This is a genomic window from Actinacidiphila glaucinigra (assembly GCF_900188405.1).
Lineage (GTDB): Bacteria > Actinomycetota > Actinomycetes > Streptomycetales > Streptomycetaceae > Actinacidiphila > Actinacidiphila glaucinigra.
The window spans coordinates 340,857-356,396 of sequence record NZ_FZOF01000007.1 but is presented as its reverse complement, the minus strand read 5'-3'; the positions used below and the strand labels follow the sequence as shown (position 1 = coordinate 356,396).

Here is a 15,540-nt window from a genome sequence, read left to right as displayed (position 1 = left end):
TGGTCGTGTGAAGGACATGTTCGCTGCCCTCGAAGCGCTGACCGACCGCGATCCGAACCGGCGGGACGTCGCCGCCTCGGTCCTCGGAGACCTCTTGCGCGGCAACGCACTCGACGCAGAGGCGACTCGCCTGGTCGTCGGGCGTCTGGTCGGCCTTACGGTCAACGAACCAGTCGCCATGGTCCGCGAGTCCGCCCTCAACTCGATCGGCGAGGCGTTCAACCACCACCCCCTGCCGCTGCGCCTCGTCCAACCGCCGGCCGCCGTCACGCCGACGATGGAGCCCGAACTCCTCGCCCACGCGCTCCACATCTTCGGCGCCACGCACGACCCCCAGGCCGGCCCACTCATCGAGCCCTTCCTCGATCACCCCGATACAGAGGTACGAGGGGAAGCCAGGCGCGCGGCAGCCGAGATCACCGCATCCACCACAGGGGGCCGCGCCCACAACTCTTGACCGTGGCTCGCGATGACCGGGCCCGGAACCTCCGATGGCCCCTTCCGGGACGGCCGGTCCCGCGCTCGGCCTTCGGCGGCAGCGGCTCGGCCGCTCCTCAAGCCCAGGCGGCCAGTTTCTCCGGGTTGAGTGTGATCCACACGTCGGTGATCCGCGATCCCGCGACGTGCAGGGTCACGACGGCCACCACCGCCCCGTCCACCCTGCAGACCAGGGCGGGGCGGTGTGCGGCGTTCTCCAGGGTCATGAGGGTCGCGGTGAGACGGCTCTCCCTGCGGGACACACCGATGAGGTAACGCGCGGTCCGCTCTGCTCCGCGGATGGGCCTGAGCGCGGCGCGGACGTGTCCGCCGCCGTCGGCCCTGGCGGTGACCTGCGGGTCCAGCAGCGCGATCAGACGGTCGAGTTCGCCGGTCTGGCAGGCCCTCTTGAACTCGCGGACCAGCCGCCGGTACTCCTGCTGGTCCGCCTCGTTCCTGCGGGCGGAGGCGATGGCGCGGCGGGCCGCCACGGCCAGTGCGCGGCAGCTCTCGGCGCTGCGGTTGACGATGGCGGCGATCTCGGCGAAGGGGACCTTGAAGACGTCGTGCAGGACGAAGCTCACGCGCTGCGCCGGGGTGAGTGCCTCGAGCAGGACGAGCATCCCCATCGTGACGGAGTCGTCGAGGGCGACCCGGTCCGCGGGGTCGTCCAGGTGGCCGGACCTCCGTACGCTGCTCCACGCCGCGCTGTCCGGCAGCGGTTCGGGCAGCCACTCGCCCGTGTACTTCTCCCTGCGCACGCGGGCGGAGCCGAGGTGGTCCAGGCAGATCCGGCCGGCCACGCGGACCAGCCAGGCCGTGGGGGACTTGATGCCGGCGCGCGCCGACGGGGACATCGCGTACCAGCGGGCGTAGGTCTCCTGGACGACGTCCTCGGCGTCGTGCGTCGAGCCGAGCATCCGGAAGGCCAGCGCCATCAGCATGGGCCGGTCCTTCAGCGTCGGATCCGAGCGGGTGCTCAGTTGCCCCGCGTCCTTGCCCCGCATGAGCACGTTCCTATGGCCGAGGAGACACCTGTGCGGCGGCGCAGGGCCTCCATGAGTGTCTTTGGTTCCATCGTGCGGGCAGTGGCGGAAACCGGCGAGCCGTCGCCGTGGGACGGCTCAGGCGGCGGTCCTGCCGGCCTCTCCCAGCCGCTCACGGGTGGTGCGTCCCCGCATCGCACGCCGTTCGCTCTCCGTGGTGCCGCCCCAGACGCCTTCCATCGGGCCGGCTCCCAGCGCCCATTCCAGGCACCGGGACGTGACGGGGCACCGCCCGCACACGGCCTTGGCCTCACCGATCTGCACCATTCCCAGGCCGCTGCCGCTGATGGGGAAGAAAAGTTCCGGGTCCTCCCCGCTGCAGGCGGCGGCGTCGCGCCAATTCATGGAAGCCTCCTCTGAGGTGGGTCACGGCCGTTTCCCGGTGGCGCTGGCCCTTGCCGGACGAATTCCCGCGAGTGCCATGGCCAAATGCTATGGACGTACTCGCCGCGCCGTCCAAGACGCATATCGGAAGGCGTCGATAGACTCAGCCTATGGTCGCAATCCGGACATCCTGTGGCGCTCCCGCACAAGGAGTGCCCGGTATTTCCCGGATGAGGTCGTTTTTTCTCGCGCACGATGATGACGGCACAGCCGGCCGGGTTGTGAGGCGGCGGCCGGGACCCATCCCTCACGCCTGGTTCCACCGGCGCAGTTTGTCGGGGTTCAGGATGAGCCAGACGTTCACCACCCGGTCGCCGTGCACGTCGAGGCTGATCGCCGCCGCGACCTGACGGCTGCATCTGACCACCAGCCCGGCCCGGCCGTTGAAGGTGTCCTCGGCGATGACGGCGCCGGCGCCCGGGGCCAGCAGCGCACCGATGCAGCGGGTGACCTTCCGGGCTCCGCCGACCGGCAGTCCCGGCGTCCGGATCCTGCCGCCGCCGTCGAAGACGGCCGAGACGTCGGAGGCCAGGAGGTCCGCCAGGAGCCGCAGGTCGTGTGATGCGCAGGCGTTCCGGAACGCCCGCACCACTTCCCGGTGCCGTTCGGCCCCGACGCGTCCGGCCCGGAAACGGCGCAGGGACTGCCGGGCCGGCTCGGCGGCGGACTCCGGCCGCGCCCCGCCAACACGCGCCTGATCACCATGCGTCCCCTCACCGCCCACCGCCGTGCCGCGTGTCCGCCCCGGGCGGGACCGGCAGACGTTCCCGAGTGTCTCGGCCAGCCAGCGCTGCGGGTCCGCCGGATCGCGGTCCCCCACGGCATACCAACGCCGGTAGGTCTCCTCGACCGCTTCCTCCGCCTCCGTCGCGGAGGGAAGAAATCCGCGGGCGAGATCGAGCAGTCTTCTCCGCTCTTCCAGCAGATCGGAAATGGGCGCGACGACATCCCGGCGATTCATCGGTTCACCCGGCCTTTCGAGCGGCGTCCATGAACAATTGGACACTGGACAACTGAACAACGGGACAACGTGCATCATGAACGTTGCCGGCTTCGCACCGCGGCGGCCGCCATGCGGCGGTGCGGCGCTCGTAAGGAAAGACGGCACAGGGGCCTTCGATGTGAGGTCGGGGCCCGGCCGGGGCCACGGCCCGCGAAGTGCGCGTCCGGCGCGGGTCCCCCGGGACACAGCCGGCGAAAGCCTCGCGCAGGCCCGGACAAAGGCCGGCGCCGTGTCCGGCGGCGGATCCGTCGGAGCCCGCGGAATTGTCCTGCGAATTCTCCATCGAATTGGACCAGTGTCCCGAGTATTCGCCTGCGTAGCCTTGCGGGCAGGGACGTGTAGGGAGCACCCGCGAATCGCGCGGCCGGCACCGCGGGGGGACACGGGAGGAAGACCGATGAGCAGTACCACTGGAACGGCGGCGTCCGAGGCGCACGAGGCCCCCGCACCGGGCGGCGCGGCGACCGCACTCCTCGACGCGGAGGGCACCGTGGCCGGCTGGTCGCAGGCCGCCCAGCGGCTCCTCGGCTACTCGGCCGCGGAAATGGTCGGCCGGCCCGCCCGCACGCTGCTGCTCGGCGGTGACGTCCGCAGGGAGGCCCCGGTGGCGGAGCAACTCCGCCACCGGGGCCGCTGGTCGGGCCCCGCACGGATCCGTCACCGCGACGGCCGCGGCATCGACGTGCACCTGACCGCACAGTCACTGGCCGGTCGGAACGGCCGTTCCCAGTGGCTCGTCTCGGCGACCGAGACGTCCTCCCCGCCCTCCTGGGCGGCGCAGGGCCCGGCGGTGGCGGAGCCGTCGGCGGTCGTGGTCGCGGAACCGCCGCCGGTCGCCGTGGAGATCCCCCGCCGTCTGCCGATCGGCGTCGCGATGCACGGCACCCAGGTCCGCTGCATCTGGGTCAACGACATCCAGAGCGTCGACAACGGCGGCGTCCCGCCCCCGCAGTCGCCGGGAAGCCCGCCCCACGCGGTCGCCGGTGCGGAGGCGGAGTCGCTCGAGGCGGTCATGCACCGGATGCTCGAGAGCGGCGACCTGGTGATCAACGGGGGGTACCCGGCCTTCTCGCCGGACCGGGCACGCCAGGACTCCCCGGCCGCCGGCTCCCTCTTCCGCCTCGACGACGCGCAGGGCCGCGCACTGGGCGTGTGCGCCGTGAGCACGGACGACGCCGACGCCCGCCGCGCGCAGGACCGCCTGAGGATCCTGGACGAGGCGGGCAAGCGCATCGGCACCACCCTGGACGTCATGCGGACCGGACAGGAGCTGGCCGACCTCGCCGTGCCGACCCTCGCGGACTACGCGACCGTCGATCTGGCGGAGTCCGTCCTGCTCGGCGGGGAACCGCCCGCCCGCCCCGGCTCCGAGGGCGGGGACCGGACCCCCGCCGTCCGCCGCGCCGGCCTCGCCTCGATCCGGCCCGGAGCGCCGGAGTCGCTGTTCGCCCGGGGGGATCCGGTCTCCGCCCCGCAGGCATCGACGTTCACCGGCGTCCTGCGCTCCGGCAGGGCCTACCTGGAGCCCGTGCTGAACGCCTCGCCCGGTACGTGGCTGGACCACAACGACGCGGCACGCGCCGCCAAGGTCCGCGAACACCGGATGCACTCGCTGATGCTCGTCCCCATCAGCGCGCGGGGCGCCGTACTGGGGGTGGCGACGTTCATCCGGACCCGGGACCCCCGGCCGTTCGACGAGGACGACCTGCTCCTGGCGGAGGAGCTCGTACGGAGGGCCGCGACCTCCGTGGACCAGGCGCGCCAGTACGCGCGCGAGCACTCCGCGGCGCTCGCGCTGCAGCGCCATCTGCTCCCCCGCCACCCCACGGGCGGGGCCGCGGCCGACGTGGCCTGGCGCTATCTGCCGGCCGACAGCCACCACGGCGTCGGGGGCGACTGGTTCGACGTCATCCCGCTGTCCGGGGCCCGGGTGGCCCTGGTCGTCGGCGACGTCGTCGGACACGGCATCAACGCCGCCGCGACGATGGGCCAGCTCCGCACCGCCGTGCACACCCTCGCCGACCTGGACGTGCCCCCGGACGAGTTGCTGGCCGCCCTCGACAAGCAGGTCACCCACCTCGCCGAGGCCGACGCCGGCCCGGGCGGCGCCCCGGCCGGGACGACCATGACGACGACGTTCCTGTACGCCGTGTACGACCCGGTCACCCGCCTCTGCACGATGGCCCGGGCCGGACACCCCCCGCCCGCGGTCGTCGACGCGCACGGCGGCGTCACCTTCCCCGATCTGCCCGTCGGAGCCCCGCTCGGCCTCGGCATGGCCCCCTTCGAGTCCGTCACCCTGGAGCTGCCCGAGGGCAGCGTGCTCGCCCTGTACACCGACGGCCTGATCGAGGACCGCGACCACGACATCGACTTCGGCATGGACCGCCTGGGGGCGGCCCTGGCACAACCCGGCCTGTCGCTCGAGGAGCTGTGCTCGTCCGCGGTGGGCTCGCTGCCCGCCGGGGCACCGAACGACGACGTCACCCTGCTCCTCGCGCGGACCCGCTCGCTCGGCCCGGGCCACGTCGCGTCGTGGCGGTTCCCCGGCGACGCGGCCGTCGTCGGCCGCGCCCGGTCGCTCGTCACGCGGCAACTGGCCCGGTGGGGGCTGGAGCACCTGGCCGAGTCCACGGAGCTGATCGTCAGCGAACTCGTCACCAACGCCATCATCCACGGCGACGGGAAGTGCGACCGCGACCGGACGATCGGACTGCGCCTGATCCGGCACGCCGTACTGACCTGCGAGGTCTCCGACACCAGCCACAGCCACCCGTTGCTCCACCGTCCCACCGCCACCGACGAACACGGCCGCGGGCTCTTCCTCGTCTCCCAGTTGTCCCGCGCCTGGGGAGCCCGCCACGTCCCGGACGGCAAACTCGTGTGGGTCGACCAGCAGCTGACACCGGGGCCCGGCCCCGCGCCATGACCGGGCCCCGCGCGACGAGCCGGCAACGCCTGATTCGCGGAGAAATGTTATCGCTTGTTGCACCTTGCGGCTTATCAGCGCTACGCTTCCTGGACATCCCCCAATAGCACTGGCCGGGGACTTCCGGACGCCGCGACGACCATCGCCCTCCCCCACACCCCCCACCCACACGGGAAGCGTCCTCGAAGCCCTCCGCACACGCGCCGAGGCCAGTGGCGAGCGGTCGCCGACTCCGGCTCTCCGAGCAGGAGCCCGATCCGGAGCGCGCGCCGCCCAGCAGAGCCCCGGCGACACCGCCGACGTGCACGACGCCACCCCGCCGCGCCCCCGACCGGGGCGCAGCCGGCGGACCCGCGTCCCATCGGCATCACCCTTCGCTCTGGCACCAGCGGTCCCAGCGCCATTTCAGGGTGCCGTGCTGCCCACGAAGCACGACGCCACCGCACAGCAGGAGAACCACCCGTGACCCTCACCGGCGAGAACGCCGTCCAGCAACTGCTGATCGACGGCACCTGGCAACAAGCGGCCGGCGCACACACCTTCGCCGCCCGCGACCCGTTCACCGGCGACATCGCCTCACAAGCCGCGGCGGCCCTCTCGGCAGACGTCCTGCGGGCCGCCGACGCCGCCGAACGGGCCTTCCCCGCCTGGGCGGCGCTGCCGCCCAACGAGCGCCGCCGCATCCTGTGGGCGGCCGCCGACACACTGGAGGACCGAGCCCCGGAGATCTCCGAGGCGATCACCACCGAGATGGGCGGCCCCGCCGCATGGGGCCACTACAACACCAGCGTCCTCGCGGAGAAGTTCCGCTACGCGGCGAGCGCCGTCCACGACGGCCTCACCGGCGAGCTCATCCCCTCCGAGGCACCGGGACGCACCTCCATCGCGATCCGCAAACCGGTCGGCGTGGTCGCCTGCGTCATCCCGTGGAACGCCCCGGCACTGCTCGTCGGCAACTCCGTCCCGTACGCGCTGGCCGTCGGCAACACGGTGGTGATGAAAGCGTCCGAGCAGACCCCGCGCACGCACGGCCTGGTCGCCGAATGCCTCACCGAGGCAGGGCTGCCCCACGGGGTGTACAACCTCGTCACCAACGCGCCCGAGGACGGCGCCGAGGTGGTGGACGCGCTGATCGCGCATCCCGCCGTACGGCGGGTGCACTTCACCGGTTCGAGCCGGGTGGGCCGCCTCATCGCGCAGCGGGCCGCCGCGCACATGAAGCAGGCGATCCTCGAACTCGGCGGCAAGGCCCCCGTTCTGGTCCTCGCCGACGCGGACCTCGGCCGGGCGGTCAGCGCGACCGCCTTCGGCGCGTTCGCCAACTCCGGCCAGGCGTGCCTGTCCGCCGAACGCGTCGTCGTCGACCGCGCCGTCGCCGGCGAGTTCACCCGGCGCCTGGCGGCCGCCGCGGCCTCCGTCGTCTACGGGGACCCGCGCGACCCCCGTACGGCGCTCGGCCCCGTCGTCGGACCGGACAGCATCGCGCGCCTGTCCGGCCTGGTCCAGGACGCGGTCGCGGCCGGCGCCCGGCTCCTGACCGGCGGTACGTCCGACGGCCCGTGCTTCGCGCCGACCGTGCTCGCCGACGTCACCCCCGCCATGCGCGTCTACCGCGAGGAGTCCTTCGGCCCGATCGTCACCGTCGTCACCGTCGACGGACCCGAGGAGGCCCTCCGCGTCGCCAACGACAACGACTACGGCCTCACCTCGGCCGTCTTCACCCGCGACATCCCCCTCGCCCTCGACCTCGCCAAGCGCATCAACGCCGGCATGTGCCACATCAACGGCACCACCCTCGACGACGAACCCCAGACGCCCTTCGGCGGCGTCAAGAACAGCGGCTACGGCAAGTCCGGTGGGCGCGCGGGCCTGGAGGAGTTCACCGAACTCCAGTGGATCACCATCGAAGGCTCCCAGCCGCCTCGTTACCCCATCTCCGAATGACCGACCGGGACGACCATGGAATCGACGACCGACACCTACGACTACGTCGTGGTCGGCGGCGGGACGGCCGGCAGTGTGATCGCCGCCCGGCTGTCCGAGTCCGACGGCCCCCGCGTCCTGCTCCTCGAGGCGGGCACGTCGCAGACCTCGACCGACATGAGCACGCCGCCCGCCTGGCCGGCGCTGCTGCGGACGTCCGCGGACTGGGGTGACACCACCGTCCCGCAGCGGGCCGGCGGCACCGGTGTGCTCCTCGCCCGCGGACGCACGCTCGGCGGCGGGTCCGCCATCAACGCGATGAACTTCGTGCGCGGCCACCGCTCCAGCTACGACGCGTGGGCGGAGTCAGGGCTGACGGACTGGGGGTTCGACGGCCTGCTGCCCTACTTCAAGCGCAGCGAGAACACCTCGGGACGGGATCCGGCCCTGCGCGGCGTCGGCGGCCCCCTGACCGTGGGGCCTCCCGAGCCCGCGAACCCGGTGGTGGCGGCCATGCTCGAGGCGGCGGCCGAGACCGGTCACCCGCGCGCGGCCGACATCGGCGGCGGCGCGGAGGAGGGCTTCGGCTGGTCCGACCTCAACATCGTCGACGGCAGACGGCAGAGCGCCGCCGACGCCTACCTGGCCCCCGCCCTGCACCGCCCCAACCTGACCGTGGTGACCGGGACCCAGGTGCACCGGCTGCACATCAGCGGCGGGCGGTGCACCGCGGTGGAGTACGCCACCAGGCGCGGCACCACGTCGGTCGTCGGCTGCTCGGGCGAGGTCGTCCTCACGGCGGGCGCCATCGGATCACCGCAACTGCTGATGCTCTCCGGCATCGGGCCCGCGGAGCACCTGCGCGGCACCGGCATCGACGTCGTGGCGGACCTCCCGGGCGTCGGGGCACACCTGCAGGACCACCCGATCGCCAACCTCGTCTACCGGTCGGCGCGTCCGGTGCCCGCCGGCGTCAACAACCACGGCGAGGCACTCGGCCTGGTGCGCAGCGGCTCCGCGCTCGACGGCCCCGACCTCCAGGTGCTCTTCGTCGACGCCGCGGGCCACATCCCCGCCCCCGGCGCACCCGGCCCGGGGCAGGGCTACACCATCGCCGTCTCCGCGATACTGCCCCACAGCCGCGGCAGCGTCCGCCTGGCGGGCGCGGACCCGGACGTCCTGCCGCTCGTCGACCCGGACTACTACTCCGACGGCCGTGACCTCGCCGCCGTGGTCGAAGGGCTGTGCCTGGCACGGGAGATCGGCCGGGCGGACGCGCTCCGCGAATGGCACGGGCACGAGGTCCAGCCGGGTCCGCGGGCCGGGGACGACGCCGCGCTGCGGGAGTACGCGCTCAGGTCCCTGTGCTCGTACATGCACCCCGTCGGCACCTGCCGTTTGGGCCAAAACGCCGCGGACTCCGTCGTGGACCCCGCCCTGCGCGTGCACGGCGTGGACGGCCTGCGCGTCGCCGACGCCTCGGTCATCCCGTCGATCCCCTCCGCGAACACCAACGCGACCGTCTACGCGATCGCCGAAAGAGCCGCCGAACTGCTGCGGTCCTGACCGGTGTGCCGTGCGACGGCTACCCGGACGCGCCGGACCTCACAGGGCCGAGCCCACCCGGCAGACGGCGAACCGCGACCGCCACCGCTTCCCGTGCCGTGGCGGTCACGGCGAGGACGCCCCCTCCGACGAGGTCCTCGGTGACCGTGAACTCGTCGGTGTCGTACGCCCTCAGGCGCGGTCCGGTCACTGTCAGGTCCGGGCGGGTGGTGGTCGAGAAGCACAGCGCCCAACCGATCCTGAAGGGGTAGAGGGCCCGCAGCGCGGGCACCGCGTACGCCTCCTCGACCAGCGCCCGGTACCCGGGCACGACCACTGTCCTCGCCTCGTTGCGCAGGCCTCGCCACTCGGACTCGGCGAGCAGCGCCGGGTCCCCGTCGGGCACCTCGAACCGGTCGGTCAGGCGCACGAACGGCGCGGCGCGACGGATGTCGCTCAGCGACGCGCCCTCGTGCCACGCCCGTGCGGCCCGCACGAGCTGGCCCAACTCCCTTGCGAGCCCCTCGACGAGGGGCATCCCCTGTGAGGTGTCCGCGCCGCGGATCCACCACTCCCGCCCGGACTCCGCCGCGTTGACCCGCAGCGCGCTCCGGTGCGGCAGCCTGCTCCCGACGGCGGCGCCGGTCAATGGGTCGCCGGACGGGGAGGTGACGGGGAGGAGGAAGCCCCCTTCCTCCGCCTCGGCCCGGAGCGCCGCGGCGAGGCCGCCTCGGCCCGCGATGTCCGGAGGGGGCTCGGCGGGATCGTGTTGCGGGGCCACGACCGCAGTGTATGCCGCAAGCGCCCGCCGAACCGCGACGCGTAGCCTCGACCCGTGACCGAGCAGGAAACAGCCTCCGTGTCGACGTCCTGGCGGCGCATCCACGCATGGCTGGCCACGCACTCCGCCTCTACTGCCGCACTGCTGAATCCCCCGGCTACTCGCGATGAAGTCGCCGTTGCCGAGGGCGTGTTGGGAGTGCGGTTCCCCGGCGAACTGGTCGAATCACTGTGCTGCCACGACGGTGTGGCGGACTGGGCAGCCCTGCTGCCGGAAGGCCAGTCCCCGCTCGCCGTCGCGGCGATCGTGGACCACTGGCGCATGTGCATGCAGGTGGCGTCGGACGTCGACGGCCTGACGGTGCCCCCATGGGAGGACGAGCCCTGGTGGCACCCGCTCTGGCTGCCCTGGGCCGTGGGCGCCGACGGGACCGCGCAGGTCATCGATCTGCGTCCAGGCCCCGGACACGGCCGCCTCGGCTGGGCGGGGCACGGCGGAAGCGGCGACTTCTCCGATGCGGTGCCGAGCCTGACCCGGTACCTCCACGAAGTGGCCGAAGCCCTGCACCACGGCGGCGGCGTGCGCGGGATGCACCCCTTCCCGACGTCCGACGGCGGCCTGTGGTGGGACGAGGCCGGGGCGGGCTGACGGCGGGCCTCACGGCCCGCCCGCCCACCGGTCGTTGCGGCGTGGGCGCCGGTCAGGTGGAGTACAGGCTCTCGATGTTGTCGTGCAGCTGGCCGGCCAGCGGCGGCGCGGTGTAGGTGTCGGTCATGACCTCGATGTAGCAGCCGGTGCCGGCCTTGCCCGCGGCGTCCATCGCCTGGTCGAGCTCGGCGAGGGTGGAGACGCGGGCGGTGAACCAGTCCTCGCAGCCCAGGGCCTTGGGCAGTTCGGAGTACCGCCAGTTGGCCAGGTCGTTGTACGCGATGTCCGGGTGCTTGCAGAGCAGGCGCTCGATCAGGTAGCCGTGGTTGTTCAGGACGAACACCACCGGCCGCAGCCCGTACCGCCCGAACTGGCTGATCTCCTGCGCGGTGAGCTGGTGCGAACCCTCGCCCGTGATCAGGACGACGCGCCGGCCGTCCCGCGCCGCGATGGCCGCGCCGACCGCGGCGGGGGTGGCCCAGCCGATCGAGCCCCACAGCGTCTGGTTGTGGAACGTCGCGCCGCTGGGCAGCTTGGCGAAGGCCAGACCCATCGAGACCGTGCCGGTCTCGGCGACCAGGATGTCGTCGGGTTCGAGGAAGTCCTCCCAGCGGGGGTAGAGGTTCTCGGCGGTGATGGAGTCGCCGCCGCTGCCGCCCGCCGGGGCCATGCGGGTCACCTCGGTCGAGATGTGCGGCCACTGCCTGCGCGGAAGCTTCCCGGTCAGCGCGGCGAGGAGGTCCTTCATCTCCACGCTCTGGTAGGTCATGCCGTCGACGCTCACGTGGTGGTGGCGGATGTCGATCGTGCGACCGGGGTCGAGGTTCGCGGTGAACGCCCCGCTGTTGAAGTCGTGCATCAGCGCGCCGATCAGGACGACGACGTCGCTGCCCTCGACGAAGCGGCGGACGCCCTCGTTCATGAGCTTGCCGTCGTACATGCCGGAGTAGGCGGGCTGTTCCTCGTTCAGGACGCCCTTGTCGGCCATCATCGTGGCGAACGGCATCCCCGTGGCGTCCAGGAACCGCTGGACCTCCGGTGCGAGGCCGGAGCGTGCGGTGAGCACGCCGGGCAGGGCGCAGGCGCTCTTCGCCCGGCCGAGCATGTCGGCGACGGCCTCCACGGCGGCGTCGAGTTGCGCGGGGTCGCTGGCGGGCGCGGGGATCGGCTGGGCCGATCCGACCACGGGCATCGTCGCGAGGTCTGCGGGGAAGGCCATGTAGACGGGGCGGCGGTGGTAGAACGCCGCCGCGATGAGGCGCTCGACCTCGGAGGCGACGTTCTGCGGCGTCATGATGGCGCTCGCGCACACCACGGTCTCGGACATCTTCCGGAAGAGGTCGAACTCTCCGTTGCCCAGGGTGTGGTGGACGATCGAGTGGTGCGCCTGCACAGGCATCTTGGGCATGCCGACCAGGTGGAACACCGGCAGGTGGTCGGTGTACGCGCCGGCGACGGCGTTGATCGCGCTGAGTTCACCGACCCCGTAGGTGGTGCTCACCGCGCCCACGCCGTGGACGCGGGCGTAGCCGTCGGCGCTGTAGCCCGCGTTGAGCTCGTTGCAGCTGCCGATCCACTGGATGTCCGGGTGCTCGGCGATGGCGTCGTTGACGGGGAAGGCGTAGTCGCCCGGAACACCGAAGACATGGCGCACGCCGATGTCGCGCAGCCGGTTCAGGACATGCTGGATGACGGTGGTCGACACGAGGAGGTTCCTTTCCTGGTGACGGCACCACCGCCCCAGGGCGCCGGCCTCCGGTGGGGTCGGTGCCGGCCCTCGCCGGGCGTCACGGGCAGCAGCCACCGCCAATGCCACAGGGCGGACAAGCCGGACTTTCCACCCCCGCAACATGCTGTCCGTATCGCGCCACGGGTGCAACCCGAGCAATCGCACCCATGAACTGCACGAACTGTCGCCAGAGCCCGGCGGATCAGCCGATATCCTCACCCCATGACCGGCACGACTCCGTCCCGGCGCCGGCTCGCCGTCTCCGCGCTGGTCGTCTGGCCGGCACTGTCACTGGCCGGTTGGGGCCTCGCCCACGTCCTCGGCGGCCCGGAGGACCTCGTCGGCTCCGCTGCGACGGTGGGCGTGCTCATGCTGGCGGTGGCCGCGGCGGACAGGACGCACCGGTGGCGGCAGCACCGCCGCGCCGGGTAGCCCTATGATCCGGGCATGACCGAACGGACGGCGTTCCACAGATGGGAGCGGGCCCTCGACTGGGCGGGGTTGGTCCCTGCCGGGCTCCTGCTTCTCGTCGGCCTGCGCGAGTACCGCGACGGCGGTTCCGTCGGATGGCCTCTCACCGCGGCGTTGGTGTTCCTGGCGAGCCTGTGGCCGGTCTACCGCGGGATGTCCGGCCGACGCAGCGGGGCCCGCAGGGCTTCGTAGGGCCGGCGCGCGTCGTCCTCGCCGGCGACACTGCCGCCGCGGACTCGCGTGCCGGGCGGAACCCATCGGCTGTCAGCAGTGGTAACCGTCGGGGCACTCGGCGAGCAGCACTCCGAAGACCCAGAAGAAGAGCACGGGCACACCGGACACCGCTCCCATCACGATGAACCGCCCGCGCGCCCCCCGCCGACGCGAGACGAGGGCCACCACGAACCCCAGGAGGGGCGGGAGCACGGCACTGACCAGGGCAGCCGCCCCGAAGAGCCTGCCGAGATCATCCCGCACTTGGGGAAACCCCATCTTGTGGGCGATCAGGGGAGTGAGCAGGACGGGGAGAGTGGTCAGCCACCAGCACGACAGCGCCGTGACGGCCCGGTCCGCCCAGGACGGCGTCCGGCCGCCGGACGCCGCATCACGGGACCGCCGGGCCGGACCGACACCTGAAGAGGGCATGCCCACACCCTAGGCGGCCCCCGGGGCCGTGAGTCGCGAGACGGCCTCCTCCCAGCCGGCGGGTTCCGGGAGTTCCGCGTCGTCGTACCCGTCGGGCCGGTACCAGCCGCCTCCGGCGAGCCAGGTCTCCAGCCAATCGGCCAGGCCCGGCTCGTCGACGAACCAGCCGTCGGCCGGGTCGCCGGTGTCCGCGTTCGGCTCGAAGACGAGGACGGTGCCGGATGTGCCGAGGCAGTCCACCGCGCCGTACATGCCGCAGCCCCAGTCGAGGATCGGCAGTACGCCCTCGGGCCAGTGCGGGGACTCCGACGCCTGCGGCGCCCCCCGCTCGGCCCGGTACGCGCTCACCACCGTGCGACCCTGCCCGGCCAGCGGGAAGAGCTCGTTCCCGAGGGGCCCGAAGCCGCCGTCGGCCACCTCCGTGTACAGGCGCGCGGGCAACGGCGGTATCGCGAAGCCCAGTTGTGCTTCGGCCTCCTCCACCTGCGCGGCCCGGGCAGGCGCGGGCAGGGTTCCGGCGGCGGCTGAGGCCCTGGCCGCCACACGCCCGATCAGGTCGTCGGCTCCGGTCATGTGGCGATCGTGCCAGAGGGCACCGACAACCCCGTCAGGCCCCTCACAGGGGGGGGTCCTTGCTTCAGCAAATAGCCCACATATACTTGTACCCGCAATCAATTCCGGGTCCAGGGCAGCACAGGACCGGGGAGCCGCGCCGCGACGACGGTCCGCCCCTCAGCGGTCGCACTCGCGGCACAAGCACACAGGTGATCTCGATACCCATGCGCATCCTCATGTTCAACACCCCCCTGACCGGCCACTTCCTGCCCCTGCTGCCGCTCGCCCGCGCGCTGCGGACGCAGGGCCACGACGTCGCCTTCGTCTCCGCCGCCGCCATGGCCGACCCGGTCGGCGCGGAGGGCTTTGAGTTCATCCCCGCCGGTCCGACCGTCGACGTGGCCATCGCCGAAGTGACCCGCCGCAGCGGCGTCGACATGATGACCAGTCCGTCGCCGGCGCTGGTCGCCGAGTTCTTCGGCGGGGCGCGCGTCGACCTGGGCGTGGACGAGGCGCTCGCCGGGGCCCGCGCATGGGAGCCGGACCTGGTCGTGTCCGAGCACTGCGACTTCGTGGGGCCGCTCGTCGCCGCCGTGCTCAAGGTGCCGTCCGCGGTGATGGGCATCGACCCCGCGCTGGAGCCCGACGTGCTGGACGCCCTGGCCGCCACGGCGCACTCCCGCTACCTCGACCGCGGTCTGCAGGCACCGGCCCACGCGCCGTCCGGCCGCTGGCTGCTGGACGTCTGCCCGCCCGGCCTGCAGCGCGACGGCGCGCTGCCGCCCCTCGAGCGCATCGCGCTGCGGCCCGAGCCCCACCAGGCCGCGGAGGGCACGCCCCGCGCGGCCAGGGTCCCCGGTACCGGCCGGCCCCGCGTGCTCGTGAGCCTCAGCACCACCCGCGACGCTGCGCCCACGCTCGGTCCGCTGCTGCGGTCGCTCAGCGCCCTGGACGTCGACCTGGTGGCCACCTCCGGAGGCATCCCGGTCGGCGACCTCGGGCTGGAACCGGGCCGGGTCGAAATGGTCACCTTCGTCCCCGCGGCGGAACTGCTCGACGATGTGTCGGTCATCGTGCACCACGGCGGTTCGGGCACCACCTTCGGGGCGGCGGCGCGCGGGATCCCGGCCGTCGTCGTGCCGGGAGCGCCGGGGCAGCAGCGCCAGGCGTTCCGGGTGCAAGCCGCGGGAGCGGGTCTGGCGCTGCCGATCGGCGACCAGGCTCCGGAGTCGGTCACGGCCGCGGTCGTCCGCCTGCTCGCCGAGCCCGGGTTCACCGCGGCGGCACAGCGCCTTCGGGACGAGATCGCCGCGATGCCGTCGGCCGCGGAGGTCGCCCGGCGCCTCGTCGCCGCCGTCGCGGCCTGACCGGAAGCGCGGAGGGCCCGTCCGGCGGACGGGCCCT

Annotated in this window: 15 protein-coding genes; 8 read left to right on the top strand and 7 right to left on the bottom strand. The window is 72.9% G+C overall.

The genetic code is table 11. From position 1 onward, the window contains the following. Positions 1-16 precede the first annotated feature (16 nt). On the top strand, positions 17-457 hold the full coding sequence (locus tag CHF15_RS17660; RefSeq protein ID WP_245938899.1) for a HEAT repeat domain-containing protein: 441 nt from the start codon (positions 17-19) through the stop codon (positions 455-457). A 97-nt stretch (positions 458-554) separates the two neighbouring features. On the opposite strand, the gene sigJ is transcribed toward CHF15_RS17660, so the two are convergent. From sigJ to CHF15_RS17645, 3 genes are all read right to left on the bottom strand, one after another. Then, a complete protein-coding gene (sigJ, locus tag CHF15_RS17655) occupies positions 555-1,484 on the bottom strand; it encodes an RNA polymerase sigma factor SigJ (RefSeq protein ID WP_179279843.1) in 930 nt (309 codons plus the stop codon). Positions 1,485-1,601: 117 nt separating this feature from the next. Next, positions 1,602-1,868: a WhiB family transcriptional regulator gene (locus tag CHF15_RS17650; RefSeq protein WP_089224762.1), complete on the bottom strand. Its 267-nt coding sequence runs from the start codon at positions 1,866-1,868 to the stop codon at positions 1,602-1,604. Between the two features lie 286 nt (positions 1,869-2,154). Continuing rightward, positions 2,155-2,946: a sigma-70 family RNA polymerase sigma factor family protein gene (locus CHF15_RS17645; protein ID WP_143681580.1), complete on the bottom strand. Its 792-nt coding sequence runs from the start codon at positions 2,944-2,946 to the stop codon at positions 2,155-2,157. 361 nt (positions 2,947-3,307) lie between these two features. On the opposite strand from CHF15_RS17645, the gene CHF15_RS17640 reads away from it, so the two are divergent. The 3 genes from CHF15_RS17640 (at position 3,308) to CHF15_RS17630 (ending at position 9,328) form a co-directional block, all read left to right on the top strand. Then, positions 3,308-5,839 (top strand): ATP-binding SpoIIE family protein phosphatase, encoded by a 2,532-nt coding sequence (locus tag CHF15_RS17640; RefSeq protein ID WP_089224760.1) that lies wholly within the window; start codon positions 3,308-3,310, stop codon positions 5,837-5,839. Positions 5,840-6,301: 462 nt separating this feature from the next. Beyond that, positions 6,302-7,783: an aldehyde dehydrogenase gene (locus CHF15_RS17635; RefSeq protein WP_089224759.1), complete on the top strand. Its 1,482-nt coding sequence runs from the start codon at positions 6,302-6,304 to the stop codon at positions 7,781-7,783. 15 nt (positions 7,784-7,798) lie between these two features. Then, positions 7,799-9,328, top strand: a complete 1,530-nt coding sequence (locus tag CHF15_RS17630) for a GMC family oxidoreductase (protein ID WP_089224758.1) — start codon at positions 7,799-7,801, stop codon at positions 9,326-9,328. Positions 9,329-9,347: 19 nt separating this feature from the next. Here CHF15_RS17630 and CHF15_RS17625 read toward each other — a convergent pair whose 3' ends face one another. Then, positions 9,348-10,088 (bottom strand): DUF6193 family natural product biosynthesis protein, encoded by a 741-nt coding sequence (locus CHF15_RS17625; RefSeq protein WP_089224757.1) that lies wholly within the window; start codon positions 10,086-10,088, stop codon positions 9,348-9,350. A 54-nt stretch (positions 10,089-10,142) separates the two neighbouring features. On the opposite strand from CHF15_RS17625, the gene CHF15_RS17620 reads away from it, so the two are divergent. Beyond that, positions 10,143-10,736: an SMI1/KNR4 family protein gene (locus CHF15_RS17620; protein WP_245938884.1), complete on the top strand. Its 594-nt coding sequence runs from the start codon at positions 10,143-10,145 to the stop codon at positions 10,734-10,736. Positions 10,737-10,788: 52 nt separating this feature from the next. Here CHF15_RS17620 and CHF15_RS17615 read toward each other — a convergent pair whose 3' ends face one another. After that, positions 10,789-12,441 carry an alpha-keto acid decarboxylase family protein gene (locus CHF15_RS17615; RefSeq protein ID WP_089224755.1) on the bottom strand — a complete coding sequence of 551 codons (1,653 nt, stop codon included), beginning with the start codon at positions 12,439-12,441 and terminating at the stop codon, positions 10,789-10,791. A 246-nt stretch (positions 12,442-12,687) separates the two neighbouring features. Here CHF15_RS17615 and CHF15_RS17610 point away from each other — a divergent pair, with 246 nt between their 5' ends. Both CHF15_RS17610 and CHF15_RS17605 read left to right on the top strand, forming a co-directional pair. Continuing rightward, positions 12,688-12,897 (top strand): hypothetical protein, encoded by a 210-nt coding sequence (locus CHF15_RS17610; RefSeq protein WP_089224754.1) that lies wholly within the window; start codon positions 12,688-12,690, stop codon positions 12,895-12,897. Between the two features lie 15 nt (positions 12,898-12,912). Then, positions 12,913-13,128, top strand: a complete 216-nt coding sequence (locus tag CHF15_RS17605; protein WP_089224753.1) for a hypothetical protein — start codon at positions 12,913-12,915, stop codon at positions 13,126-13,128. A gap of 72 nt (positions 13,129-13,200) precedes the next feature. Here the strand turns inward: CHF15_RS17605 and CHF15_RS17600 are convergent, their stop codons facing one another. Together CHF15_RS17600 and CHF15_RS17595 are read right to left on the bottom strand one after the other, a co-directional pair. Beyond that, on the bottom strand, positions 13,201-13,581 hold the full coding sequence (locus tag CHF15_RS17600) for a hypothetical protein (protein WP_245938883.1): 381 nt from the start codon (positions 13,579-13,581) through the stop codon (positions 13,201-13,203). Positions 13,582-13,590: 9 nt separating this feature from the next. Next, the gene (locus CHF15_RS17595; RefSeq protein WP_089224752.1) at positions 13,591-14,154 is read right to left on the bottom strand and encodes an SMI1/KNR4 family protein; all 564 of its coding nucleotides are present in this window, start codon (positions 14,152-14,154) and stop codon (positions 13,591-13,593) included. A gap of 191 nt (positions 14,155-14,345) precedes the next feature. Between CHF15_RS17595 and CHF15_RS17590 the strand changes: the two genes are divergently transcribed. Further along, complete coding sequence (locus CHF15_RS17590; RefSeq protein WP_179279842.1) at positions 14,346-15,503, top strand: glycosyltransferase; 1,158 nt, start codon at positions 14,346-14,348, stop codon at positions 15,501-15,503. Positions 15,504-15,540: the final 37 nt, after the last annotated feature.

Excerpts from the sequence above, each read along its gene's own strand:
- CHF15_RS17660 (WP_245938899.1), top strand. The coding sequence starts at position 17 with ATGTTCGCTGCCCTCGAAGCGCTGACCGACCGCGATCCGAACCGGCGG.
- sigJ (WP_179279843.1), bottom strand. The coding sequence starts at position 1,484 with ATGCGGGGCAAGGACGCGGGGCAACTGAGCACCCGCTCGGATCCGACG.
- CHF15_RS17650 (WP_089224762.1), bottom strand. The coding sequence starts at position 1,868 with ATGAATTGGCGCGACGCCGCCGCCTGCAGCGGGGAGGACCCGGAACTT.
- CHF15_RS17645 (WP_143681580.1), bottom strand. The coding sequence starts at position 2,946 with ATGATGCACGTTGTCCCGTTGTTCAGTTGTCCAGTGTCCAATTGTTCA.
- CHF15_RS17640 (WP_089224760.1), top strand. The coding sequence starts at position 3,308 with ATGAGCAGTACCACTGGAACGGCGGCGTCCGAGGCGCACGAGGCCCCC.
- CHF15_RS17630 (WP_089224758.1), top strand. The coding sequence starts at position 7,799 with ATGGAATCGACGACCGACACCTACGACTACGTCGTGGTCGGCGGCGGG.
- CHF15_RS17610 (WP_089224754.1), top strand. The coding sequence starts at position 12,688 with ATGACCGGCACGACTCCGTCCCGGCGCCGGCTCGCCGTCTCCGCGCTG.
- CHF15_RS17605 (WP_089224753.1), top strand. The coding sequence starts at position 12,913 with ATGACCGAACGGACGGCGTTCCACAGATGGGAGCGGGCCCTCGACTGG.
- CHF15_RS17600 (WP_245938883.1), bottom strand. The coding sequence starts at position 13,581 with ATGCCCTCTTCAGGTGTCGGTCCGGCCCGGCGGTCCCGTGATGCGGCG.
- CHF15_RS17595 (WP_089224752.1), bottom strand. The coding sequence starts at position 14,154 with ATGACCGGAGCCGACGACCTGATCGGGCGTGTGGCGGCCAGGGCCTCA.